Annotated in this window: 22 protein-coding genes and 1 pseudogene; 19 read left to right on the top strand and 4 right to left on the bottom strand. The window is 44.9% G+C overall.

Annotation, left to right across the window (positions count from 1 at the left end):
* The first annotated feature begins 62 nt into the window (after nt 1-62).
* Nucleotides 63-464 carry an Rrf2 family transcriptional regulator gene (locus BN1360_RS11490; RefSeq protein ID WP_068779969.1) on the top strand — a complete coding sequence of 134 codons (402 nt, stop codon included), beginning with the start codon at nt 63-65 and terminating at the stop codon, nt 462-464.
* A 649-nt stretch (nt 465-1,113) separates the two neighbouring features.
* On the opposite strand, the gene BN1360_RS11495 is transcribed toward BN1360_RS11490, so the two are convergent.
* Complete coding sequence (locus BN1360_RS11495; RefSeq protein WP_068779970.1) at nt 1,114-2,133, bottom strand: alpha/beta fold hydrolase; 1,020 nt, start codon at nt 2,131-2,133, stop codon at nt 1,114-1,116.
* A gap of 146 nt (nt 2,134-2,279) precedes the next feature.
* Between BN1360_RS11495 and BN1360_RS11500 the strand changes: the two genes are divergently transcribed.
* The 8 genes from BN1360_RS11500 (at nt 2,280) to BN1360_RS11535 (ending at nt 10,630) form a co-directional block, all read left to right on the top strand.
* Nucleotides 2,280-3,164 carry a LysR family transcriptional regulator gene (locus BN1360_RS11500; RefSeq protein ID WP_028537996.1) on the top strand — a complete coding sequence of 295 codons (885 nt, stop codon included), beginning with the start codon at nt 2,280-2,282 and terminating at the stop codon, nt 3,162-3,164.
* Nucleotides 3,165-3,991: 827 nt separating this feature from the next.
* Complete coding sequence (locus BN1360_RS11505; protein WP_068779972.1) at nt 3,992-4,717, top strand: hypothetical protein; 726 nt, start codon at nt 3,992-3,994, stop codon at nt 4,715-4,717.
* A gap of 451 nt (nt 4,718-5,168) precedes the next feature.
* Entirely contained in the window at nt 5,169-5,609 is a 441-nt protein-coding gene (locus BN1360_RS11510; protein ID WP_068779973.1) for a hypothetical protein, read from the top strand.
* 88 nt (nt 5,610-5,697) lie between these two features.
* On the top strand, nt 5,698-6,594 hold the full coding sequence (locus BN1360_RS11515) for a DUF6744 family protein (RefSeq protein WP_068779974.1): 897 nt from the start codon (nt 5,698-5,700) through the stop codon (nt 6,592-6,594).
* A gap of 109 nt (nt 6,595-6,703) precedes the next feature.
* Entirely contained in the window at nt 6,704-7,798 is a 1,095-nt protein-coding gene (locus BN1360_RS11520; protein WP_068779975.1) for an AAA family ATPase, read from the top strand.
* 3 nt (nt 7,799-7,801) lie between these two features.
* Nucleotides 7,802-9,169: a vWA domain-containing protein gene (locus BN1360_RS11525; RefSeq protein WP_069188332.1), complete on the top strand. Its 1,368-nt coding sequence runs from the start codon at nt 7,802-7,804 to the stop codon at nt 9,167-9,169.
* Nucleotides 9,170-9,225: 56 nt separating this feature from the next.
* Entirely contained in the window at nt 9,226-10,239 is a 1,014-nt protein-coding gene (locus BN1360_RS11530; protein ID WP_068779976.1) for a DUF262 domain-containing protein, read from the top strand.
* 85 nt (nt 10,240-10,324) lie between these two features.
* A complete protein-coding gene (locus BN1360_RS11535; protein ID WP_068779977.1) occupies nt 10,325-10,630 on the top strand; it encodes a hypothetical protein in 306 nt (101 codons plus the stop codon).
* A gap of 601 nt (nt 10,631-11,231) precedes the next feature.
* On the opposite strand, the gene BN1360_RS11540 is transcribed toward BN1360_RS11535, so the two are convergent.
* Nucleotides 11,232-11,930 (bottom strand): pentapeptide repeat-containing protein, encoded by a 699-nt coding sequence (locus tag BN1360_RS11540; RefSeq protein ID WP_068779978.1) that lies wholly within the window; start codon nt 11,928-11,930, stop codon nt 11,232-11,234.
* 663 nt (nt 11,931-12,593) lie between these two features.
* On the opposite strand from BN1360_RS11540, the pseudogene BN1360_RS11545 reads away from it, so the two are divergent.
* The 9 genes and pseudogenes from BN1360_RS11545 to BN1360_RS11585 form a co-directional block, all read left to right on the top strand.
* A pseudogene (locus tag BN1360_RS11545) lies at nt 12,594-12,956 on the top strand (CpaF family protein); the annotation flags it as partial.
* Nucleotides 12,957-12,973: 17 nt separating this feature from the next.
* Nucleotides 12,974-13,783 carry a type II secretion system F family protein gene (locus BN1360_RS11550; protein ID WP_068779980.1) on the top strand — a complete coding sequence of 270 codons (810 nt, stop codon included), beginning with the start codon at nt 12,974-12,976 and terminating at the stop codon, nt 13,781-13,783.
* A gap of 9 nt (nt 13,784-13,792) precedes the next feature.
* Nucleotides 13,793-14,668, top strand: coding sequence for a type II secretion system F family protein (locus BN1360_RS11555; RefSeq protein ID WP_068779981.1), 876 nt, complete (start codon nt 13,793-13,795; stop codon nt 14,666-14,668).
* A 168-nt stretch (nt 14,669-14,836) separates the two neighbouring features.
* Complete coding sequence (locus tag BN1360_RS11560; RefSeq protein ID WP_068779982.1) at nt 14,837-15,037, top strand: Flp1 family type IVb pilin; 201 nt, start codon at nt 14,837-14,839, stop codon at nt 15,035-15,037.
* A 6-nt stretch (nt 15,038-15,043) separates the two neighbouring features.
* Complete coding sequence (locus tag BN1360_RS11565) at nt 15,044-15,721, top strand: TadE/TadG family type IV pilus assembly protein (protein ID WP_068779983.1); 678 nt, start codon at nt 15,044-15,046, stop codon at nt 15,719-15,721.
* A gap of 92 nt (nt 15,722-15,813) precedes the next feature.
* A complete protein-coding gene (locus tag BN1360_RS11570; RefSeq protein ID WP_068779984.1) occupies nt 15,814-18,030 on the top strand; it encodes a hypothetical protein in 2,217 nt (738 codons plus the stop codon).
* On the top strand, nt 17,999-19,000 hold the full coding sequence (locus tag BN1360_RS11575) for a TadE/TadG family type IV pilus assembly protein (protein ID WP_068780028.1): 1,002 nt from the start codon (nt 17,999-18,001) through the stop codon (nt 18,998-19,000). The genes BN1360_RS11570 and BN1360_RS11575 overlap by 32 nt, the downstream gene beginning before the upstream one ends.
* A gap of 74 nt (nt 19,001-19,074) precedes the next feature.
* A complete protein-coding gene (locus tag BN1360_RS11580) occupies nt 19,075-19,584 on the top strand; it encodes an A24 family peptidase (protein ID WP_068779985.1) in 510 nt (169 codons plus the stop codon).
* A gap of 17 nt (nt 19,585-19,601) precedes the next feature.
* Nucleotides 19,602-21,368: a DUF6382 domain-containing protein gene (locus tag BN1360_RS11585; RefSeq protein WP_068779986.1), complete on the top strand. Its 1,767-nt coding sequence runs from the start codon at nt 19,602-19,604 to the stop codon at nt 21,366-21,368.
* Nucleotides 21,369-21,617: 249 nt separating this feature from the next.
* Here BN1360_RS11585 and BN1360_RS11590 read toward each other — a convergent pair whose 3' ends face one another.
* Both BN1360_RS11590 and BN1360_RS11595 read right to left on the bottom strand, forming a co-directional pair.
* The gene (locus BN1360_RS11590) at nt 21,618-22,625 is read right to left on the bottom strand and encodes an epimerase (RefSeq protein ID WP_068779987.1); all 1,008 of its coding nucleotides are present in this window, start codon (nt 22,623-22,625) and stop codon (nt 21,618-21,620) included.
* A gap of 308 nt (nt 22,626-22,933) precedes the next feature.
* Entirely contained in the window at nt 22,934-23,401 is a 468-nt protein-coding gene (locus tag BN1360_RS11595) for a DUF2621 domain-containing protein (protein WP_068779988.1), read from the bottom strand.
* 317 nt (nt 23,402-23,718) lie between these two features.
* Here BN1360_RS11595 and BN1360_RS11600 point away from each other — a divergent pair, with 317 nt between their 5' ends.
* Nucleotides 23,719-24,831: a deoxyribonuclease IV gene (locus BN1360_RS11600; protein ID WP_068779989.1), complete on the top strand. Its 1,113-nt coding sequence runs from the start codon at nt 23,719-23,721 to the stop codon at nt 24,829-24,831.
* Nucleotides 24,832-24,839 lie beyond the last annotated feature (8 nt).

Below are 24,839 nucleotides of genomic sequence, written 5' to 3' on the forward strand. Positions count from 1 at the left end.
TAAGCCAATATAAAAAGTTATTATGGGCACATAAAGTCCATAATTGAGGTGAACATCACGTTATGAAATTTTCTAAAGCGACAAACTATGCTCTTCATACGATGCTCTTTCTTGCCGCATTCCCGCCGAACAAACTTATCGGCGTACAGCAATTGGCGGAGAGACAAGAGGTTTCTCCAACGTATTTATCCAAAATCCTTACCAAGCTGGTCAAGGCAGGAATGATTGAATCGACTTCAGGAGCCAATGGTGGATATCGCTTAAAACGGAATTGGGAAGAAATCTCGTTTCTCGACGTGATTCATGCCATTGAAGGCTCCGCCTCCTTATTCGACTGCGAAATGAATCATGGATCAGAGTGTTTAGTTCAGAAGGTGATGGTATCGGCTGAAGAGAAAATGGAGGACTTTTTAAAAAAACAAAAATTATCTGAGATTGCTAAGAAATTGACGGTAGTTCTTTGAAGAAAAACTGTTTTTATGAGAATGGTTTATTTTATTAAACCGTTTGGGAAAAGTATGAAAGGAAGATATACAAACGGCATTGAACAAGATAGTGCTGCGTTAGATTGATACCATTGTCCTCTCGACCGCATCGATGTTCGCGAAGAAGAGCTCTCGATATACCTTAATGGTGAATCGAGAGCTCTTCTTTTGCATATTCGGAAACTTGTCGAATGCAGGAGCCTGGAGGGTCTGGTTTAATTCGTGAAATGATGGGTCAGGAATCGGGATGATGGACTGAAAAATAAAGTATTAGACTAGGAAAAATAAGTTGTAGACTGTGAAATTAAGTTTTAGACTCACACGGTGGTGCTGAACGGGCAGTATAACACGACAAAGACTCTGTGGTGTATATAAGCTGGATGCTTATATGAATGGGCTGAAGAAAAAGGAAAATCTAAGCCAAGGGACTTATTCTAAACTGTCTGTTATTCCGTCAAGTAGGTTCAGCATTAGGCTTAGCAGCTGGCGGCCCTGCAGCAGCCGTGATTATTCCGGGTGGCGATTAGCTGCAACAAACAAACTTCCTGAGGAACGAAGCTCACTGCTCTGCTCTTCAGGAAGTTATTCAGCAGACAGTCCCCTCAGCTAGAGCCCAGTCAATGATCATTTATTCGTGAGGGCTAAGGGCTAACAAGCGTTTCAGGTTATCATCAATAAACAGATTATCCGCACTGTTGATTCCACGGCCGGCAAAATGGCCCCAGATGGACGGAATTGGCTTAAAGTCGGCATTAGGCATAAACTTGGCTTCGTATGCATTATCGTCGGCTGAGCAGAAGAGGTCCGTGCTCCCCGGCATGATGCAGGCTAGGGCTTTAATGCTTTTAAGCGCCTTCTCAAAATCCCCGTTGTATGAAGGGTTCGCACTAATATCTGCATGCTGGCCTGTCTCTAACATGGCCAGTACATTATGCGGATCCATCTTCATGAAGCTATGTTCCCAGACCTCGGTCACAAAGGCCTCCAAGGAGTCAAAGCCTAACTCCCGGTACAGCTCCTCCCTATAAAACGCCTGCGACAGTCCCCATCCGGCATAAACCCGGCCAACGGCGCGCATGTCTTCGGAAGTCAGCTGGTTTAGCTTGCTTGAATCAAAGCCTACTCCTGCCAGCAGCGCGGCCTTCAGACTGTCCAGCACCACAAAAGTATGAGGCCAAGTTTTGGCAATTCCCGCGAAAGGCGCAATTCGTTCCACCATCTCCGGGTAACTTGCCCCCCACTGAAAGGCTTGAATGCCGCCCATGGACCAGCCCACTACGAGTGCGATCTTTTGAATGCCAAATTGTTCGGTCACCAGCCGATGCTGGAAACTAACGTTGTCATAGAGGGTTACCTTGGGAAAATGAGCTCGGTCAAACGGAGGGGCTGTGTTGCTGGGAGATGAAGATAACCCGTTGCCCAGTAGATTGGGAACGATAATAAAATATTTGTCCGGATCCAGGGCCATTTCGCTGCCAATCAGCCATTCATTCTGAGTATGCTGGTCACCAAATGCAGTCGGATAGACGATAACATTATCTTTTTGTGCATTTAGTGTCCCATAAGTCTTATATGCTAGAAAAGCGTTCGGCAAAATCACTCCTGATTGCAAGGTGACATCACCCAAATTAAAAATTTCATAATCCATCCTAGAGGCCTCCCTTCAAAATGAAACCACATGTTCAAGGTCAGATGTGATTTCTTGTGTTTAGTATAGAGTCGTGATACTCTCAGAGAAAGTGAACACAATTCATAATAGTATTCAATAATTTTGAAGGTATGGGGGATCGATAAATGGAGCTGCGTCAACTGAATACGTTTTGTACGGTTGCATCAACCTTAAATTTCACTCGGGCCGCAGAGGTGCTGAACTACGTACCCTCTAACGTAACCATGCAAATAAAAGCCTTGGAGGAGGAGCTGGACGTTCGTCTCTTTGACCGCTTGGGCAAGCAGTTGGTTCTCACCGCAGCGGGTAAACGTTTTTTGATTCATGCCCGGAGCGTTCTGGACAAATTGGATGAAGCACGCAGCGTTGTTCATGATAACGAGTCTTTAAACGGTACTCTGACGATAAGTGCCAATGAGGTTATTTGCGCGTACCGGCTTCCTGCTGTCTTTCGGCGCTTTCGTTCGCAGCATCCCAGCGTTCGTCTGATCTTCCGCTCCGTTCCCAATCAAGAGCTCAAACAATCGCTTTTTGAGGGGAACTCAGATATCGTCTTCATGCTTGACGAGCCCATTCGCTCGAGCGGACTTGCCGTAGAACCGCTGCTGGAAGAAACCTTCCGCCTGTTTGCTGCTCCGGATCACCCGCTTGCTAGGCAAAAGGAGCTGCAACTGGAGGATTTTCACGGAGAAGTGTTCCTGACGAATGAAAAAGGCTGTCCTTATAGAACCATGTTTGACCGGTCATTTGAGAAAGAGGGCATTGACAGCATTACGTATTTAGAGTTTCAAAGTGCAGAAGCCATTAAACAATGCGCCATTTCGGGAATAGGTATAGCTTTTCTCCCAGAAATCGTAACGGAAGCCGAGGTAGAGCGCGGTGAACTTGTTGCCCTTCCCTGGCAAATTCCCGATCTGCATGTGTATACACAGATGTTGTGGCATAAAGACAAGTGGCTTTCACCCATCCTGTTGTCTTTCATAGAAGCGGCGAGAGAAGTTCTGACTTAACCCCCCTTTTTTTGTCGGGGATACAATCAAGGACTTTAGTTTTCACATGGGAGGAAATTGATGGATCTATAGCGTCTCACGCACCGGGAGCAACTGCTGTCGAAGTTGTAAAGTGTTGTAATGTCTGCAAGGAAGCTTCTGCGTTATATGGATGTAGAAGGAAAGAAGGCGGATTCGTATTTCGAACTTAATGAACTGAGAGAAGTTGGCACGCCTGGTACTAACATTATCACACTGACGGGATATCAATATACTGAGGCAAGTTTCTCGGATATTATCACTACGCTTATCACTCTACTAAATAAATCCGCAAAAATAAAAATCCAAAATTACATTGTAGTTTGATGCAAGAAGCGGCTAAAAGGTGTATACTCGACTCTGTTCTATCCCAAGGTCGAAGATTACAAGGAGAAGTTTATCACTTACGCTGAGCTAGAAATTATCTCATTAATTGACAAACCAAACACTCTAATTTATAGCCAAGGACTTAGAACTCCATTGATTTCCTTCTATCGGATTTTGGATGAAAAATACGTCAAATACGTTGGTTTACCAAAATATTCTACCAGTGCAGATCCTCTGTCTGGACAACTGGATATCTTGAACTAAAGGGAGGGCACGATATAAAAAACGACAATGGAGTACGTATGGCTATCTATAAAGAATAAGTAATAAGTGGGTGTGAGGGTGATGATATACGAGAAGTGTCGAATTAAACTGAAGTAAAGATTTTAGTTGTATTCTAAAACAGTTGATACGTTAAAGAAGTAATCCATTTCTAACGTCGAAGCTAGTTAGTTGCGATTAGAGTTTGAGGGGGCTACATAATGAATATTACTTATGAAGGTAAAGTAGATTTCAAGATGCCGTCCACTATTTTGCCCAGTAATGATTCAAATATTAAAAATATCACTGTACACGCGGACGGAAGTATAATATCGTTTCTTTTCGAGACGAATTATGAAAATGAAGCAGATGCACTTTATGCCACTAACAAAGAACTCATTAAAATCGAAAAAATGATATTTTTTACCTTTGAAGAGAAGATTCGTGATCTCGACTGGAAAAGCCAAGTAAAAACGAATGATGCTGGCGAAAAGGTTTTGATTATAAAAGATAAAGTTGATCTCGATTCGATATTGACAGTAAGACGTAATTATAACTCTGAGGATACTAAAAAGCTTAAATTGAACCTGGAAGCCTATAGAACCGAATCAGACATTTATAACGTACTTATAGATATTTTAAAGATGAAAGATAAGGTTGGTAGTTTTGTTATGCTCTATAGTTTGCTGAACATTTACGTCGGTCCTACTCAAAAGGAAATTGATAGGTATATAAAGGGGAAAAAACCTGAAATAGAGATGAAGCCTACCACTAGAGAGGGCAAGAATTACAAAGAGACAATTTATACATCTTTGCGTAATCAACTGGGACATCTTTCAGTCTCTTCTGATACTGACACTAATCAAATAATTGAAGAAATAAACAGACACTATAAAGACTTCTCCGCTGTAGTTAAACAAATGCTCGTCGAAAAAGAGATAATATAAAGACATTTCTTATAAAAAAAGATAAAGCAAAAATATTTTGGTTGAGACATTTGAATAATATCGAAACGATTTGCTAAAGTTTGGAGAGAACGATTCATGCTCCGAACGTATGATTGCATCTTTGAGAGCTGAATGCTATAATATTCCTGTAATTACTCTTACCTCATACTCCCAATTTTGCTGGAGACAAGAGTCACTTGAGATAGTAGTACCTCCCCTACAAAGCTTTATAGCTGAGGATTAAAGTAGGATAAAGTCATTACCCCCGACATCTCCTGTGCTGAGAACAAGGGAAGAAGAGTACCGAAAGGCTCTGATAAAAGTTTTACATTGGCGCATTTTATGGCGTTATAGAAATTTGATATTTTTTAAAAGCCGATTTTTGTATGGATTATTCATGCAAAAAATCGGCTTTTTTTGTTTTTATTAAAAAATGAGAGGATGAATAAATATGTTCAATTTATTTAGAAAAGAGAATCGTATTCAAGCCGAGTTCACTTCATTTTTACAACAAGAAAAATATCGGTGTAAAAAGGCGGATGAGTTTATTCGGATGCTCTCAGAAGCCATCCCATATGTTGCAGAAGAAGTATGGGGGCTGCGAGATAAAGAAATTACGATTGGCGATAATATTGTTTTTCAGTTTGAAGAAAAAGGATTTTACCTCATGGATGAAAGAAACGACACAATAGAAGAAGTCGAGATGTTAAAAGGGCAATTATACTGGAAAAGCGTGCAGGTAATTATGAACTATGCTAAAGATATGATCGAAGATATACAGGAGCGGGATGCAGGAAGAAATCGACTCGTTGCTGAGATGGCTAATTTGACACAACAAATGAAAAATAGCCCCATTATCTCTGACTTAAATGTGAAAGTATTTCGGGTGTAGGCCATTAGCAAAAATTAAATGTTAAGCCAAGACTGGTTCCTTACTCTTAGGAATTGGTCTTTTTTATTAAAATGAGGAGGTTTTTCTTATGAGTGCCATTTTAAAGGATGTAGTTGCTGTTCCATCCAGTAAAGACAATGCGATTGGATTTTTAACCTGGAATTCTCTATCCAGCATGCTGATTACTCCAGATGAGTTGAAACAAAAGCTTGTTGATTCTGGATTAGGGGCTGGTTGGATGCCAAAGGACATCCGATCCCCGGATGCTTTTAGAAGAGCCACAAGTGAAAAATTTAAGCGTGAAGTATCACCTGGAGTCTATGAGAACTACATGTTCCGTGAGGTGGCTTCAACCAGCACTTTCGTACAACGAAATTTAGTTTGCGAAACTAAGGATACGAAAGGTAGAAGATTAAAATATGTTCCTGATGTAGGGGCACTGGTATTAGATCGAAAAACGGAGACAGTAGAGACCAGCTATATTTCATCAATGGCGCAGCAACTAGTTAATAATGCTGCGTTGCAGTTTGAAATTTATCGAAACAATTACGGCTCTACTACACTACGTACGTTGATTACCAGCGTTTTAAAGAGTATGTCACCGACACCGGTCAGACCATCTGGTGGTGTTTACTTCATACCAGCACAATTTGAAGGCAACTTGGATGCATTAGTACAATTCGTGTCGTCTCTTGAAAAAGGGGAAGCGGAGAAGGTTCCCGTGATGAACACCATGGATATGAAAAACATGGTTACACGGAAGCTTTTAGATCATCTTCGTGACACTCTCGCTGCATGCGAGAATGGGATAGCTAATCAGCTCAAGAAGAATGAGCTAAAGGCCATCCTTGAGGATGCCAAGGCAGTTGTAACTAATGTGAAAGATTATGAAGCGATTGTTACTGGCGATTTGCTAGAGATGAAAACATACATTGCACTTATCCGTGAAAAGATTACGGATGCCCTTACAAATATGGCTGATTAAAACAGGAGTGTTTATGCAGTAACTAGGGATTTATAAAACAAAGAGCTGATGACTTCATTATAAAGAAGCATTGGCTCTTTTTGTTATATCTATAAATGGAGGTAGTTAAATGAAAATTAAGGATATTCAGTTGGCATTAAATAGTCAATATGCTGAGCGTGAAGAAGTAATAGAAGGGCTCATGGTAGCTATGATCGCCCGTCAGCATGCTTTGTTGATCGGGCCTCCCGGAACAGGAAAGAGCGCCCTTGTAAGTGATCTGACTAAACGAATTACTGGAGCAAATTATTTTCAATGGCTGCTGACTCGCTTTAGCACGCCGGAGGAACTGTTTGGCCCTGTTTCGTTGAAGGAACTAGAACAAGGCGTGTACAAGCGGAATACGGCTGGAAAGCTGCCGGAAGCCCATACCTCATTTCTAGATGAGATTTTCAAGGCCAACAGTGCAATTTTGAATGCATTGCTGACCCTAATCAATGAACGAGTGTTCTATAACGATGGCGCACCGGCACAGGTTCCCTTAATGTCCTTAATCGGAAGTTCAAATGAATATCCCGAAGAAGGTGAAGGACTGGAAGCATTGTTTGACCGTTTCTTGCTCCGATATGAAGTGGACTACATTGGTGAAGATCAATCTTTTATTTCGATGCTGAAAGGGTCTGCACCATCTACAGCCGATATGAGCATTGATGAACTATTTGAACTCCAGTTCTTTAGTGATACAGTCACTATTCCTGATGAGGTATTTGATGCACTAAGCAAGATCAGAAGGGAACTGATGGATGAAGGCATTCGTCCTTCTGATCGCCGATTCAAGCAAGTACTAGCCGTGATTCGTGCAAAAGCTGTATTGGCTGGCAGAGATTATGCAGAACTTGAGGATCTCATGATTCTCAAGCATAGCCTGTGGGAAAAGCCAGAGCAGCGTGATAAGGTGGCGAAGATTGTACGTAATCATGCCCAAGATGCTGTGAAGACGCGTGTGGAAGAGATTGAGGCCGAAGCAGCTGACATCTTGAAGAGTCTTGAACAGTCTAACAACTCAACGGATGTGGCTGTAGAAAGTACGAAAAAGCTCAAGAGCTTAGTCAGCGAACTTAAAAAGCTTCAAAAGGATAATCCGAACCGGACGGAAGTTGCGCAAGCTGTTGCTCTTGTCCAAAAGTCGTTAACTGATATCGCATCCCAAGTGTTGGGAGTGTAGGAGATGAAGGAGCTTAAAGGTTCTGTTTTAAACACAGATTCATATGATCGGAGACGTTTTGGGCAGCTTTTAGAGATGTCCGAGAAGCTCAGAAAGGTTAATAAAGAGGGAAGTAGTTTGTTTCCCACTTTCCAACCTTTAATGGGTGACATGTGGGCATGCCTTTTTAAAATGAAGCCCGAGTTGCTGGAGGAAGTTCCTGAAGGGCTAGAGATGAACCATCAACTTATGGAACGAGTCATGTCAGACGAAGGATATCAGGAGTTTCGTGAATTTACTCGTCTGGATGACCTGGCCGCTGCACTTGGCACAACAAAGTACAGCGAGACGGTTCTTGGTTGGGTGAAAGAACAAGCACAGAGGGATCAAGAATTAGCTGAAGCATTACAGAACCTGATGAATGGAGAACAGGGCGCTTCTCAGCAGGCAGCAGATGCTTTGTCCGCAGCCCTAAACCAGCAAGGAAACTCTCTATCTCGAATGTTGTCTCAAGCTACACAGGAAGCCATAGAAGCCAAAGAGAATGTAAAGTCTCTCTTGGGTGGAATCAAGGCGGGAAGTGGAGATAGTGAACTAAAAAAGGTTCCATTAAAGGATCAATTGCTTCTGGCAGAAAAGTTGAGTCACGATAAGAAATTGAAGGAGATTGCGAAATGGGCTGGGCGCATGAAGGTAATCGCCAATCGTAAACAGCGTTCTAAGCATAAGGATGCGACCAGCCGTAACGGTGTTCGGCAGGGCAATGCTGTAGAGCAGCTATTGCCAATGGAACTTGGCAGTTATGCCAGCCCTTTGACCAAAATGGATTTCCTGCGCCGATATGTTGAGGGCCAAACACTTCAGTACGAAACAAAGGGGCCTGAACAGCTTGGTAAGGGGCCGATTGTTCTATGCTTGGATCAATCGGGAAGTATGACAAACCAGGACGCAATCTCAAAAGGGTTTGCCCTTGCCTTAATGAGTATTGCCCGTAAGCAAAGAAGAGATTTTGCATGGATTCCATTTTCTTCGAATGCTGCTGCCCCGTTAATCTATGAGCGTGGGAAAATTACCGTTCAGGATATGATACAACTGGCCACTATTTTTTTAGGTGGAGGAACAAGCTTTGAACCTCCACTTAGGGTAGCAAGTCAAGTCATCCAACAGAGCCGCTTTAATCAGGCAGATATTGTTTTTGTGACAGACGGCGAATCTCATGTGAGCGAGCGTTTCTTACAGTCGTGGAATGAGTTGAAGAGTAAAAAGGGATTTTCAGTTTTGTCTCTGCTACTTGGTAGGGAGTCTATACAAGGGGTGCAAGGCTTTTCAGATCGAATTGTAAGAGCATCTACTTTTGAAGATGAGTCGGTGTATCAGGCGTTTGAAATATGAGAGAGCAGGGCAGATCATTTCTGTCCTGTTCTTTATTTTTAGGAGGGCTACTTATTATGAAAAGATCGAGTATTCAACGTACTACAAAAAGCCTTTTGAATATGCGAGATCGCATTCGCTTCGATCTTCCGTTTCAGCGCAATAGCGTTTGGAAGAATGATCGCCGTTCGTATCTGGTTGATTCAGTAATTCGGGATCGTTATATTCCAAACATTCTCGTTTGGGATAATGGAGACGGATACATCTGGGTTATTGATGGGCGACAACGTTGGGAATCAATCTTCTTCTTTGCTGACGGTGACTACAAGCTCAGTAAGGGAACTGCTGATTTCAATGGAGAAATCATTGCTGGGAAGAAATTTGAAGAACTATCATCTGATACGCAGTTTGAGTTTCTCACATACAACTTCACGGTAACAGAATTTCGAGAATGTACCTTTGAAGAAGTAGAAGAGATGTTTTATCGAGTGAATCAGTCGGTTCCATTGACATCAACAGAGAAGACTAGAGTCAAAGTGAGTCCTGCTGTACGCGAAGTTGTACAAGAGTTGGGACAGCATTTATTCTTCGAGAAAATTGCTTTTACCAAGGCAGATCGCAATCGGTATGTGGACGAACAGCTAATTTGGCAATTCATTGCTTCAACGACAAAACAGGATATTGATTTTGGGGGAGCCAGTCTAAATAAATTTATATCCGGTTTGGATGAGGTTCCAGCCCGTGTTGTGGACCTTATTGAACAGAAAATTGACTATATGGACGCAGCATTCAGAAATTGGAATAAGGAAAAACGTAAAATGCTTAAAAAGGTTCATGTTGGGAGCTTGTTTCAGGCAGTGGATTATGCTCTGGAACAAAATTGGACAGAAGATCAGTTTGGTGAGTGGGCAGAATCATTTCTAATTGTTCGGTACTCTCCTGACAGCCCTTATGGTCAATTATGCCAAAAAGGGGCGACAAGTAAGCAATTTATTGCGAACCGAGTAAATTACATGGTCAAAGATATGAATCAATTAATGTTGACCGAAAGTCACTCAGCGCAACTCACTTCGTCTATCGGACTGGACTGAGTTTCCGTGGTGGCTGAGAAGGTTGGTCAAGCAGAAACTACTTTATCCGCCAGAGAAGAAGACGATAAATTGAAGGGAGTTTATCATGAATCAGAGAGACTGGAATAAGGACATGGAACGAGCTAAGACAGAACCTATTGATGCTGCATTGATATATTGGCTTGAATTCGCAAGAGAAGAACAAGAGAAACGTGCAGAAGTGGAAATGATTAACTACGATTTAAGACAAGAATATCAGTTAGAAAAAGAGCGGGCAGACAAATTGGAAGAACGAGAAGAGCAACTGATACATTATATAAATCACTCTATAAGAATTATAGATAACATTAAATTTCACTTAAACTTGTTACACTCTACTATTCACCCTGCTAAAAAAAGTGGATTGAGTTAATTGAAAACTTGGGCATCGGAGTTTAATCTTCGACGTCCGTTAATTTATCTTGCTTCTGTAGGGTGAAACTTAATTCATTGTAGAATATTTGAAAATATTAATATCATGATAAGCTGATTTACATAATATGTCGAATAGGGATGGTGGAGTTTTTGAGGAAGAAGTAATTGCAGTCGGATTGTTCGGAGTAGTGCTATTGTCGTTCACGGTAGGAGCTTTTCAGGGGCTAGATTGAGAAAACACACGTGGTTAGCAGATTTTCAGTACGCCTTAGAGGCGTGTACTTGTTACATGACACCGATAACCAGATTGCTATGACTTAGTTCTTCATCATCTTTTTTATTTCGGAGAGATTCCAGGATACGATGAAGCCGATGCTATTTTTTTCAGCACCGGCTCAGCTTTTTTTTGTTATTTACAAATTTAATACCTCGAGTAATCGAGGTAGGACGTTATTGACAAACACTCCCAACAAGAATCCGACAAACGAAATACATGCTAGCCAGTTATTTATCATAGACATCCCCCCCTGAATACTTGCCACGTTCCATAGCCCTCATTCAACGTATGGCATTTTCCGAGGCAGGGCAATCTTATTTAATCACACTTTCAGGTAGCTTTTCAAGAATTTTTTATAGCTATAAACAGTGTAAAACCCTCTTTTATTTTCTCTGCGTAGTATTGCTCGAAGACCACGAGTTAGTTGCGCTTGAGAATAGCCTTGTAATAACAAAGATATGAACCACATATTAAATTTCTTTTTATTTACATGCAGGGTGTGATATTTATAGACATTTTCATCGCTTGAAAGATCATAAAGAATCTTTGCCAATTCAAACTCAAGCCGTAATTCGGGATATTTTGACATAATTCTTACATTAGCATCGGGATCGAGATTTCTTGCTTCTCTTATATTTGAATTTATAAAGTGAACATTATCAAAAGATGCTTTCTCAAAGTCAACATCTTTCAAATTACATCCAAAGAAAATGACATCTGTTAATTTAGCTCCTTTAAAGCTGGACCCTCTAAGGTTAGTATATATAAATTCAACACCCTCCAAATTAGCATTGCGAAAATTACACTTTGTAATGATAGAGGCCCTGTAGTTTACATTTTGGAAATTAGCATCTTTATATATAAGATTGTGTATGTTGGTCTGATACGCATATTTATTGCTACATCCTCTGTATTTTACTTTTGAGTTAGCCAAAACAAATCTGATAATCTTACCCGCTTTTCTTTTCTGTTTTCTCTTTGAAGCTTGTTTTCTCTTTCTATCTGATTTTCCTCTTCCCATTAACTGATCCTCCGCACATTTTTGTGTAGACAGTTTGGCTAATTTTATAAGGGCGAGTTAAATGATGTTGTTGATTGCCTGTTGGTTAATAGTATTACGCTTGTAATGTGTTGATTTTATGGTAAACCTGGAACTTTGGCAAGTCTAGCTGCAAAGATCATTTTGGCAGCAGTATAACAAATTAAAAGCATTGAGCCATACTTCACTCAGAATATGATTCATGTCCAGAACCTACACGATTCCGGCCAATGCTATAGAAGGTATAGGTTTTCTGTCCCTACTCTTCCTAAAGGACATATTAGGGACGGGATAGATGCGCAGGTTTGAAAAGGTAAAGAATTGGGAGACTGCTAGGTCGATTCTTTTATTAGTTTATTTGTTACTGTCAGATATTCTTCAACTTATGAGCAATCTAAGAAATATGTAGTGGCATAGTATCTGAGCGCCTGAGGGTGCTTTTTTTAATATCATGACGAAAAGAAATTATTATTTTAAAGAAACATAACAGGACGGGGGTATAACAAAGTTGTGCATCCTATTTTTGTATGCCTGAAGATGCTTCCAGATTGTCGAATCTTATATGAATACCATAATACCCATGATAGGTCTCCATCATGGGTATTGTGGTATAGAAAAATGAGTTGGAATCAACACCACAATATACATGAAAGGAGTCTGTCTACAGGGCACGCGAACTCCTCTATTGATATGATCAGTCGGCTGGAGACGATGGTGCTGAGCGGTGCTGATTTGCCGCTGGGGGTAGTCAGGCAACAGATTGCCTCGGCAATCGATATTATCGTTCATTTAAGCCGGCTTCGTGATCGTTCGCGGCGGGTTCTGGACATATCCGAAGTATGCGGGATGAGCGATGGGGAGGTGGTGCTGCATCCGCTTTATGTGTTTGAGGAAGAAGCGGAGAAGAACGGTAAAGTGATCGGCCGTTTGAAACGGACTCCACAGCGGTTAGTGCATGCGGACAAGCTGACTATGGCCGGCATCTCGGTGGAAGGGATGAACTTATGAGAGGAGGTTTCAAATCGATGAACGGCTTGGAGCGATCCGGTGCAGCAAAGGGAGTAGTGAAGAACAACGTCCAACAAGCCCCCCAATTGACGGATTATCGCGGCTATGGACTGTCTTCGAGACAAAAGCCATCGGTATTGCTGATCGGCGGAGCTGGTCTTTTCTTAATAGGATATATCTTCTTTCATTCATGGCTAATTAGTCTGGTACCGGCCTGTGGAGCTGTTTTTGCGCCGAAATATTGGAGCGGTTATCTTCTTCGTAAGCGAAGGGAGACGCTTGGACTTCATTTCAAACAGGCGCTCTATTCACTCTCCTCGTCCTTGGCGGCAGGCCGCTCGGTAGAGAATGGATTTCGTGAAGCGATTGAAGATCTGCAGCTGCTCTATCCCGGCAATTCCAGCGATATGATCATCGAGCTTGGTATTATCTGTACCCGTCTGGAATACGGTCAGCCGATTGAGGAAGCATTGCTTGACTTCAGCGAACGGGCAGGGCTGGAGGATATCAGCAACTTTGCTGATGTCTTCACGATTTGCAAGCGTTCGGGAGGGGATTTGGTCGAGGTGATCCGGCGCACCTCCGCAATTATTAGCGAGAAGCTGGAGATTAGTCAGGAGATCGGCGTTATGATTGCTCAGAAACGGTTCGAAGCGAAGGCGATGTCCGCCGCACCGATATTTTTTCTCGTATTTATGGAGTTCTCTTCACCGGATTATATGCTGCCGATGCATAGCGGCACAGGCCTCGCCATTTCATTTCTTGCATTGACTGTATTCGCGTTATGCTTCTGGCTAATGCTCAAAATTATGGATATTCGGGTCTAGGAGGCTACGATGAAGGTTTATAACGTTGCAGTGGTCGCGGTACTGGTATTGACCTGGTTGCTGCTGTACCGGAATTCGCGCCCCAAATATCAGGGCTGCCGCGAGATGAAAATGGACGGTCTGAGATTGCAGCTTATAGCTCCTCCAATGCTGTTCCTGCTGGAGAAGCTGAGAGTGTCGCAAAGGTTCCCTGTTTTTTTCTTCAAAATACAGCGTTCCGTGCAGAAGATTAGCGGAGATAAGCGTGGTGGCGAGTATACTTTGCTGTTCCTGGCTGAAATGCTCTCGTATGGCTGGCTTATTCTCATCGTTGGCGGTTCGTTCTCTCTACTTCTCGAAGGAGATTCTACGGTTATAATATTTGCTGGCTTTCTGGCCGTTCTTATTCCAATGGCTCTCGTCAAGGATTTACATCAGAAAGTGGTTAAGCGAGAGCGGGAGATTATTCTGGAACTGCCGGAGCTACTGAATAAGATAGTGTTACTGGTTGGGGCGGGCTTAACTGTACAGCAAGCCATCAAGCGGTGTCTGGAACGAAAGACCGGAGAGGAACACCACCCGCTTTATCGTGAATTGTTCAGAATGCAGCGGGAATGGGGGGGTGGATATTCCTTCCATCAGGCGATGGAGGGGGTTAGCAAACGATTGGGCGTTCAGGAGGTGTCCGCTTTTGTAACCTCCGTATTGCTTAATTATCGCCGTGGGGGCAATGACTTTGTGCTGGCATTGATGGATTTATCTCATACACTTTGGGAACGCCGCAAAGCCGTCAGTAAGACGCTAGGGGAGCAGGCTTCATCAAAACTCGTATTCCCTATGCTGCTGCTGTTTTTAATTATCGTGGTTATGGTAGGAGCTCCCGCACTAATGATTATGGAGCTTTAGCAGGTTCGAAAAGTCTGCTTTTGATGAGAAACCCCATCGAGACAAATTTAAGCTGAGCGACCGCGATTCAGAGGCAGGTTTTCTTTCGATATGGAATTTCAACAACTCTGTTGATAACTTATACCGGACATTAGGAACTTTATACACAATAATTATTAGGAGGGATATATGGTGTTGGATACTTTCGCACAACGGATTAAGGCGTTCTCTCACGACGAGGATGGTTTGGGAATGCTGGAGATGATTTTGATCATTGCTGTCATCGTTATTTTGGCGATTATCTTCCGCAAGCAATTAAAAGAGCTTTTGGAGAGTTTGCTTGGCAAAGCGAAGAGCAAAACCGAGAAGTTTATGGACGATGAGCCTTAAGCCGTTATGAAAAGGCTGATACGCGATCAGAAGGGGAGCTTTATTCTCGAATCATCTCTCATTTTCCCCTCCATATTTGTAGCGATTTTAATCTTGCTGTTCTTCTGTTTGTATTTATATCAGAACGCGGCCCTTGGACAAGCTGCAGCGATCGCGGCTGAACGAAGTGCGTATTCATGGGATAACAGCTATCGCAAGCCTCTGACGGGCGTCTACGAGACTGGAAAGTATGATTCGCTCTATTGGCGGCTTAAAGATGATGGCGTGCTGCAGTCGATATTTGGCTGGTCCAGTGATTTGCCTACTTCGGATTTGTCTCTTCCGTCCGAACCGATAGGGGATGGAAGCGGATCCTTATCACTGAAGAAGCTTGCGACAACCGGTGCGACGATTCCGACGGCGGTCCACGGCAGAATGCAATATGAGAACAAACTGCTGCTTCGCAAAGTCAAGGTAAGCTTGGACAGACTGATCCCGCTTGTCCCTTTGGAACGGGTGGTCGGTGATGTGACGCAATCCGGATGGGCCGTCTCTTATGTAGTCGAACCGGCGGAATGGATCCGGACAGTGGATTTGGCCAGATACTACGGGGCTAAATTCAAAGGCAGCGGTGCGGATAAGATGGATCAAAAGGAAGCGGGCAAAGCGTTGATGTTATTCGGCAAACAGGGAGAGCAGCCTTAGCTCAGGACAGCAAGAAATAGGCATTGATCGGCCAGTTGATGAAGGATGAGAGAAGACCGGGTGATTACACTTCTGAAAGAGGGGGAAGCAGGGTGCATAAAAAGCAGCGATATCGTGCGGAGAGCGGAGCAGTTACCGTGTTTCTGGTTGTTATTTTTGCTTCGGTATTTGCATTTGTCTCCATATTTATTGATTTTACAAGAATGGCGGCGCTGCAGACTAAGGCGGAGATGATGGCTCATTCTGCATCAAGGTCGGTCCTGTCTTCCTATGACCCGCAGCTGGTAGAGCAGTACGGTCTGTTTGCCTTCGGGCATACTGATGCGAATTATATAATGTCCAAGGTGTTGCAGGAGCAGATGGATATATCGAAGCGAAGCGATGTTATTCCGCTAATGAACGCAAAGCTTGATTCATCGATGGTTGAACTGCTGCGGCCCTTAGGAACCTATGAAGTATTCGAACAACAGATTCGTGAAGAAATGAAATATAAGGCGCCGATAGATTTTTCGATAGAAATTATAAATCGCTTCAAGCCGATGTCGAAGGTAATGAAAGAGGCTTCGAATACCGTCGACCTGCTGAGTAAACTGCAGAAGTTGTATGATCAGCGGGAAGCCAAGCTGGATGAAATACTGGAGAAACAGCGGGCTGCGGCACAGACCGTGACGGAAACGGCAGCGATTATCCCTCGTTCAGGCGTTTCTGCGGGCTCAAGTGGCGTTGGTATAACGGTTTCATCTATTGCCGGGGAATATGCAGATTTTGCGGCTAAATATAACGAAGATATGTTAAGGGAACCCGAGAAGCGGCAATACTCCTATGAAATTCAAATGTACCAGTCGAGGGCCTCGGGGGTATTCAGCAGCTTGGAGCGCAGTAGGCAGAAATCTTCAGAGCGCCATGCAGTACTGCTTCCTGAAGCGAGGAAGCTGCTCCAAGAGGTTATCGCAATAAATAATCAGATGAAAAGGACTATTGATGAGGCGGAAAAACGTTCCGTACTTGATGGTTACAATGAGGTTGCAGCGCATGAAGGTCTAGGCAATAATGAGGCAATCGCAGCTGATCAAGAGATCGCCGCTATTCGCGATCAGAGCGGTTCGCTTCTGCTATCTGCCGAACTGCTGGCAGATCTGGAGGGAGATATCAGGCAACAAGAGGCTGATTTTACTTCATTTTATGCCGGGGCAGGCTTCTTCCTAGGCATAGAAAGCTCCGTCCTGTCAGCTTCCATCTCAGATTCATCATTGTATTCAGCCGTAGATAGCCTTGACCGCTCGACTGGCGCTTATTTGCGTAAATACGTGGCAGCAGGCAGCAGCAATGTTCTGGAGGATAACCAAAGACAGCTTGAGCAGCACCGTGCCTCTGATCAGGAGCGCAAGTCGATCGAGCATCAGGCTGAGACGGCGCTACGGGATGCCAAGGGATTGATCGGCAAAATTTCCGCACTCAAGGATAAGCTCAAAGATGCACAGAAGCAATTCGATGAGCTTGAGACCTTATACAACGACAATTTAGAGTTTAATCAATCTTTTTCAGCGAGAGAGGTAGCGGTGATGGGTCCGGGTGACGACCCGGCCGATGCCGGTGCTGAAGCAATGGGCGGTATGGATATTTTCTTTGGAGAACTATCTCACGTACTGCAATCCATGACCGATGCTGCTTTTCAGGGAGAATATGCTGTACAGTACTTTTCGCTATTCAATATCGGAACGTTAGACGAATTGCTCAGCGGTGGAGGGCCAGGGGTGATTGACACAATAGGAGATTCATTCATGCCCGGGAAGCAGGAGGTTGAATACATATTGTACGGATTCCATAATCCGGTGGGCAATATCGCTGCTGCCTATGGAGAGATTTTCACGCTACGACTGGCAATTCGGACAATGGAAGGACTGCTGAAAAATTTGAACAAAGGTAATCCGCTACTAATTCTTGCCGCTGCCTTGCTGTACGGGGTGGAACATGCTGTAAAAGATATGCTGATGCTAACCAAGGAAGGAAGTATTCAGCTTAGTGATTTTATGAAGGTGAAGCTGACCTATAGAGATCATTTGCGCATCTTCCTGCTAATGCATGGCTCGAGTGAGCAAAGGCTGTCGCGGATGCTGGCGTTAATTCGGAGGAATACCGGAGTTTCAGTAGAACAGCGCGCAACTTATTTAAAAGGAGGAGTAAGTATCTCGATGCCGCTATGGTTTCTGCCGGGAGTAGCAAAGACATTGGGAGCTTCCGGGACCTTGAAAGGAAGAGTGGAAGGAAGTCGATATTATGTTGATAAACAAGCGGACTTCTCCTACTGATTTGATAGAGTCTCCTCCGAGCGGCTGCAAGGATGCTCGAGGCAGCATTGTCCTCGAAGCTGCTATGGTCATGCCTGTATTTATCATCGTTATGTTTTTCTTTATTTACATGATTCAGATGACAGTGATCTCTAATCAAATGCAGATAGTAGCATCAAATGCGGTCAAACAGGTGTCCTCTCATATATATCCGGTGGCATTGGCGGTCTCTGCTATTCCGAATGAGGAAGGGGTCAACGCGGCGAACAGTGAGTCGGGATCGGACTGGAGGCTGCCAAATCTGTCGTTGGAGGAATGGGCCGGGCAGTATGCCGAGGCTCTGCCAGAGCCGCTCTCTGAATGGATTAAGGCCGCTGTCCATAAAGGGGACGAGCCTTTGCAGAACCTGAAGAACAATGCTATAGAGGCTGCTCTGGATGCCGTAATCGGGCCCCTGCTTCATCCTTTTTTGGCAGATGCGAAGCTAAACGAGGAGAGGCTGCATGTGAATCGTGTAATCGTGCCTGATTTCAAAAGTGGCCGAACTCCTTACTTTGGCCTGGAGATCAGCTATGAATTACCGATTCGCATGCCATTTACAGACGAATCGGTCAGACTGCAAGCGAAGGCTATGGAGCGTTTATGGATTGGAGATACCGATGAGCTTGGTCAAGGAGTTGGGGACGGAACGGAGGGTGAAGGCCAGCCTGCAGTAATTTTATCTAAGCCGGAGCCAGCTTACGCCGGGCACCGAGCCTTGGTCGCGGCTTTGATCAAACCGGGAACTACGGCAAAACTTACGGTGTACTACAAGAGTGGTGTAAGTCAGGCCAAATATTTAGGGGAAGCAACGGCGGATGAGAATGGCAGAGTGGAATGGAATTGGCTGGTGGGTGGTAATACAACACCCGGCACATGGACTTTTATTATTGAGACGGAGGACGGGGTGAAGACAACAGCTCAGTTCGATGTTGAGAGCCCCCGCAAATAATAAGTGAACCAGGCCATATACCGGCTCGATTACGGACTGATAATCAAGATTTGTGACGAGGGGGACCTACGGCTATGACATTGGAATATTGGGGGTGTCTGGTTATGTTGATTGCGGCATTTATTACAGATATTAGATCGATGAAGATACCTAATAAGATCACGCTTAGCGGGTTCATGATCGGTCTGGTGTATCATGCGGCGACCGGGGGGATCGAAGGGATTCTATTTGCTATGAAAGGGGCTGCGGCCGGCCTTGGACTGATGTTCCTGATGTATTTGCTTAGGGCCGTAGGAGGAGGAGATGTCAAGCTATTTGGAGCAATCGGGGCGTGGCTTGGCGTGAGCCTGACTCTATCCATTCTCATGTATTCCATTTTAGCTGCGGGGGTGCTTGGAATGATTCTGCTGCTCCTCCGGCAAGAATTTATTATACGTATTCGCAATGTCATGCATAGCTTGTTCGGAATTCTGATTTTGCACAGCTTAAGCCCGGTTCAGGCCGGGGCTAGGAAGCAATTGCAGATGCCGTTCATGCTGGCGGTTCTCCCGGGAGCCTTATATGCGATTATGACATTTTCTTAGGAAGGAGGGAGGATTTGATGCCGGCATTTAAAGTTGATTTCATGAGGAATGGCGGTACCTATATGATTTTGAAGGCTGAAGGCGGGCTGCAATCGAAGGATATTAATCGCGTTCAGCATACAATGTTAGCCTCAGTGGAAATTCCCGGCTTGCTTCCGGTTGACCTTCGCGAAATCGATTTTGAAGTTAATCTTCATTATGAAATTACCGGGAAGCGTATGTTGTCCCAATGCTTAAAGAATGACAAGCTGAGCGCACAGGAGTTCTATAGACTGCTGCTGCAAATTGTCACAATCCTGGACGATAGCCATCAGTATATGCTGTCTCCCTCCAATTTCATCATAAATGAGGAATATATATTCGTTGAAGAACCGCTTGCTTCAGCGATGTTGTGCTTAACCTATGTTCCTACATGCGAATCGACGGCTGCTCAGGAGAGCCTGGGTCTTTCATTGTTAACGCTGATTACCCGTATTTTGAGCAGCGTAACCGCAGTTGAGGGCAGCGGAATTCAAAGAATCGTCAGCTTCTGCGGGAATGAGCTGTTCTCTACATCAGCGCTGAAAACGATGCTGCTTGATCTGTTGGGAGGGTATCGATCAGAGGCCAAGGACGTAGACCTGATTAGGGCAGCTGACACCAGGCGGCGCCGGGCAGATTCATCGGTCATGATTAGAGAATACGTTCAGCCAACGGAACAATCCATCCCGATGAAACCCCATGATAGACCAAAGTTTGTACAGCCCCATGAATCTGTAAAGGCCGGCGGGATGAAGCGCAACGGGAATGAACAAGCCCGGGCAGATTCCGATTTAGAGTCATCATTGGCAGAAATGTGGAATCCACCTACAATTAATCCGGATGATGAGCGTGAACCGGTCAAAAAAAACAGCAAATTTACTTATTATGCACTTGGTGCTTTGCTGGTTGTAGGGTTCTGTTGGAAATTTATCTATTTGGATGATCCTAGCTCATGGGGGCTTTATGCTTGTATTGGTATTACGCTTATCCTAATTGTCGTATTGCTGTTTGTGCGCAAGGGTTGGTTCGATCCGGTGAATGAAAATATATCTGAAGTCATTAGTCGCTTAAGCCGTCGTTCTTCCGGGGGAGAAGCGGCAGCTGCAGATGAACCTGATAACTGGAAGGAGCCTTGGAATGGAGGATGGGGGAGGCGGGACATAGCAGATGAAGACGGCACACGGACGCAAGATGCTAGTCAGGATAGATCCGGACAGATGCCTGTATGGTCGGAGATGATCAACCTGGGGCAACAAAAGGATGAGTTGGAATCCTCTCCGGTCATGCCGAATTCAATATCCTTAGCGCAAGCCCAGGGTCTAGCCATGGATCAGAGTGGAGTAACTGTGAGTTCTTCCAACTCGCTTCCAGCAATGGGTAAGCCGATATCCCAATCTGCAACCGTGCTGCTTAGTCGTATGGATATTCCGCCCCAAATACCATCGCCAACAGGGTTTTATCGTCTTGAGAGATATGGTGCGGAGGGAGAGCAGGCGCATAGGCCGGATACAATCGCTTTGAAGCCGGGTAGCCTTGTGATAGGCCGCTCTGAAGAGGTTGCCGGGTATATCGAGCGGGCAGTGGGCGTATCGCGAGCGCATGTCGAACTGATGGTGCGCAAAGAGGGCTGTAGTATTAAGGATCTCGGTTCCCGCAACGGCACGTGGCTTAAGGGGGAACTGATTGCCCCGTATAAAGAGTACCTTTTGGAACCGGGGGACATCTTTCTGATCGCGGATAGAACCTACAAGCTGTGCATGTAGAGCACACTATAGAGGTAGATGAAAAAGATAGAATGAAACTAACCAGGAAAAATAAAGCGGAATAGCTACGGGGACTAGCACGCAACTAAATATACGAATACATTTAGTACACAATAAGTAGAATTGAAGCGCTGTGCCATAAATTCCTGAATTCAGCCCCGGTCTGATCCAATCAGGATCAGACCGGGGCTGAATAGGTGTAGCGATGAGGTTATATATGTCGTAAAGCTCCTCACTTTGGAAGAACATTTAACGCCTCTGTTTGAGATCCGCAAGGGCCTCTACTAATTGAGGGCAAGAATATTTGAAGCCGGAGGAAATAGCGACCTGTGGCAGGACCCGTTGTCCTTCGAGCAGCAGCAGTGACATCTCACCGAGTACGGCCCTGAGTACAAAGGAAGGCAGTGGGAACCAGAAAGGCCGATGATGAACATAGCTGATAGCGCGCCCGAATTGCTCATTGGTCACCGGATTTGGACTGACCGCATTCACGGGACCCGAAATTTCCGGATGGGTGATACAGTAATCGATCAGCGTGACGATATCATCGATATGAATCCAGGGGACCCATTGCTGGCCCGTTCCGATTCGACCGCCGGCTCCAAGCAGGAAAGGCAGCCGCATCATCGGGTAGGCACCGCCCTGATTGCCTAACACTACTCCGGTTCGCAGCAGTACAAGACGTGGCGCAGGATCATGGGGAGTCTCCAGTCCAAGATTCGAATCTGCAAGTGGGAAGATAGCTGACGTGATCGCCTCTGGCGCAGCTGACTGTGGAATGCTATGCAGCGCTGTATCTTCCCAGGAGGTTGTTACTTTAGCAAGGAAATCGGCAGTAGAGCCAGGGGAATGCTCCGTGAATTCCTCGGTGAGCGAGGTGCCGTATATACCAACCGCAGAGCCTTGTACGATGACCTTAGGAGCCTCACTACCCAGCATATGGATCCATCGCCCCAGAGCCTGGGTTGTATGCAGGCGAGAATCCATAATCCGCTGCTTTGCTCTTCGCGTCCAGCGCTGGCTAATCGTCGCGCCTGCCAGATTAACGATGCCATCCAGCCCTCGGAGCAGGTGCGGGTCCTGGTTTATATCGTTCCAAGTATAATAGGACAACTGTTGCGTCGTAGATTTGCTGCGAAATTCCTGCTGCTGCGAACTTTGACGCGTAACGATCATGATCTCATGTCCGCGCTTAAGCCAATACTGGGTCAGCGCGCTGCCAATAAATCCGCTTCCGCCAAGGATTGCATATTTCAAGCTTTCCTCCCCCTTTATCTTTGATAATAAAAACAGCATCCCGGTAATGGGGTGCTGTTGAAAGGTGAGTTCAAAAGTCCGGCTTCCAGCACCGTCTGATGTACGTTTCTTTGAAACGCTTCAATTGGAGGAAGCTGGGGGCTGAGGAGCGTAGCTAGGTGTTTTCGAGGATAACGCCGCCGCAAGTACATACTTGTAGTTTGTACATGAGCACCAGAGCTGTTTCCGCAGGAAGCATAACTTTGTAGCATTGCTTGGACCCGGGTGAACGCAAGATTCACTGGGGACTTTTGAACATCCGTTATACGTTATTTGTTCATTAGATGTTGATAGGGCTTGTAATCAATTTTGTTCTTCTCTAAAAAAGTAATGAGAAACTTATTATCTCGCTTTGGAGTCGCCGAGATATAGCCTTTGATGCAATGCTCTTGGGTTACCGTATCTGCATGCTCTTCCAGGGCGATTCTACCGATCTCTGCAGCGATGGAATGCTTGGCGATGTCGCGGAACGGGCCTGGAACCGGTTGAACCAGCATGTCCAGGAAGGCCTTGCTGTCTTCGTTCCATAGATGGCGGCTCGTCTCAACCCAATGGTTCTGCCAATCCAGCTTGGACCTGCCGTCGGCCTTGGGCAATACCTTCAGGAACTTGCGGAACATGAAAAATCCGCCGATGCACATCATGCCTAGCAATATGAAACCCCATAGCGCAATAGAATTCATGAACCAGCGATTGGGCTGAGTAGCCGCGAGAATTTGAAACGATGTATGTATCATTTGAAATCATCACCTCATTAATAAAATATGACGTATACCAAGGGGAAGCGGATAGAATTACAAGAAGCTAGTGCTATACCGATATGATAAAAGATGACTGTTCAAAAGTTGAGTATGTCTAATTTAGTACAATTGCATCTTTTCCTTGACATGAAGTATAACTTATTTTCCATATTTTATCGAGAGTGCAGACTCTTTTTCATAGTGTATGATGATGAAGAAATGATTTGTATTTATCCGTACGACTTTATTTATTTGCGCAATCAGGCTAAAATAAGGGAAGTTTAGCGGTTTACTGCCTAAAAGGGGGAATTTTAATGCTGAAAATAGGTTCACATGTGTCGTTCTCAGATAAAGGTCTATTAAGTGCAACGGGGGAAGCCGTGTCCTATGGCTCAAGCTCATTCATGATATATACCGGTGCTCCACAAAATACACGGCGCAAACCGATGGATGCGATGTATTTGCCGGAAGGCAAGGAAGCGATGAAGGCGGCGGGAATTGAAGAGATCGTCGTGCATGCGCCATACATTATTAATCTAGGTTCTTATAAATCCAATACGTATCAGTTGGCTATCGATTTCTTGCAGGAGGAAATTCGCCGTACTCATGCGATCGGGGTGCGTAATATCGTGCTTCATCCCGGTGCGTTTACGGACAAGGATGCCGAATACGGTGTAGCGCGGATTGCGGAAGGCTTAAATGAAGTGTTAAATGGAACGGACGAGACCGAGGTGAATATCGCCCTGGAGACCATGGCTGGCAAAGGAACCGAGGTTGGACGCAGCTTTGAGGAGATCGCAGCGATTATCGATAAGGTCGAGCACAATGAACGGTTGACCATCTGCCTTGATACTTGCCATATTCACGATGCAGGTTATGACATTGTCAATGACCTGGATGGCGTGCTGCAGAAATTCGATCAGACAATTGGTCTTGATCGTATCGCAATTGTACACATTAACGACAGCAAAAATCCGGTTGGCGCCGGCAAAGACCGTCATACACCTATCGGTACAGGTTGGATCGGCTTTGAAGCGATCCATCGTGTCGTTCATCATGAGGCGCTGCAGGGCCGCCCGTTCATTCTGGAGACGCCTTGGGTGGGCAAGGATGCCAAAACGCAGCGTCCGATGTATGAAGTGGAAATCGCCTTGCTGCGCGGGGACGTAGAGCAGCGCTTCGGCGCGGATTTCCTTGCCGATGTGGCAGGATTGCAAGACTTCTTCAGCAAGCAGGATATTCATTACCGTTCCTTCGTACTCGACACTTGGAATTTGCTGAAGAATGATGCGAAGGCGAAGAAGGCGGACCCTCGCGAACCGCTGGAGCGTTTGTACGATATGGTGATTGCCGCGAATATATTCCCGGATTGCTCGGAAGAGCAAATCAACCATCGCTTGATCGCTTGGCTTGCGGGAAGCAACTAAGCGCGGTC

It is taken from the genome of Paenibacillus sp. GM2 (assembly GCF_900069005.2).
Lineage (GTDB): Bacteria > Bacillota > Bacilli > Paenibacillales > Paenibacillaceae > Fontibacillus.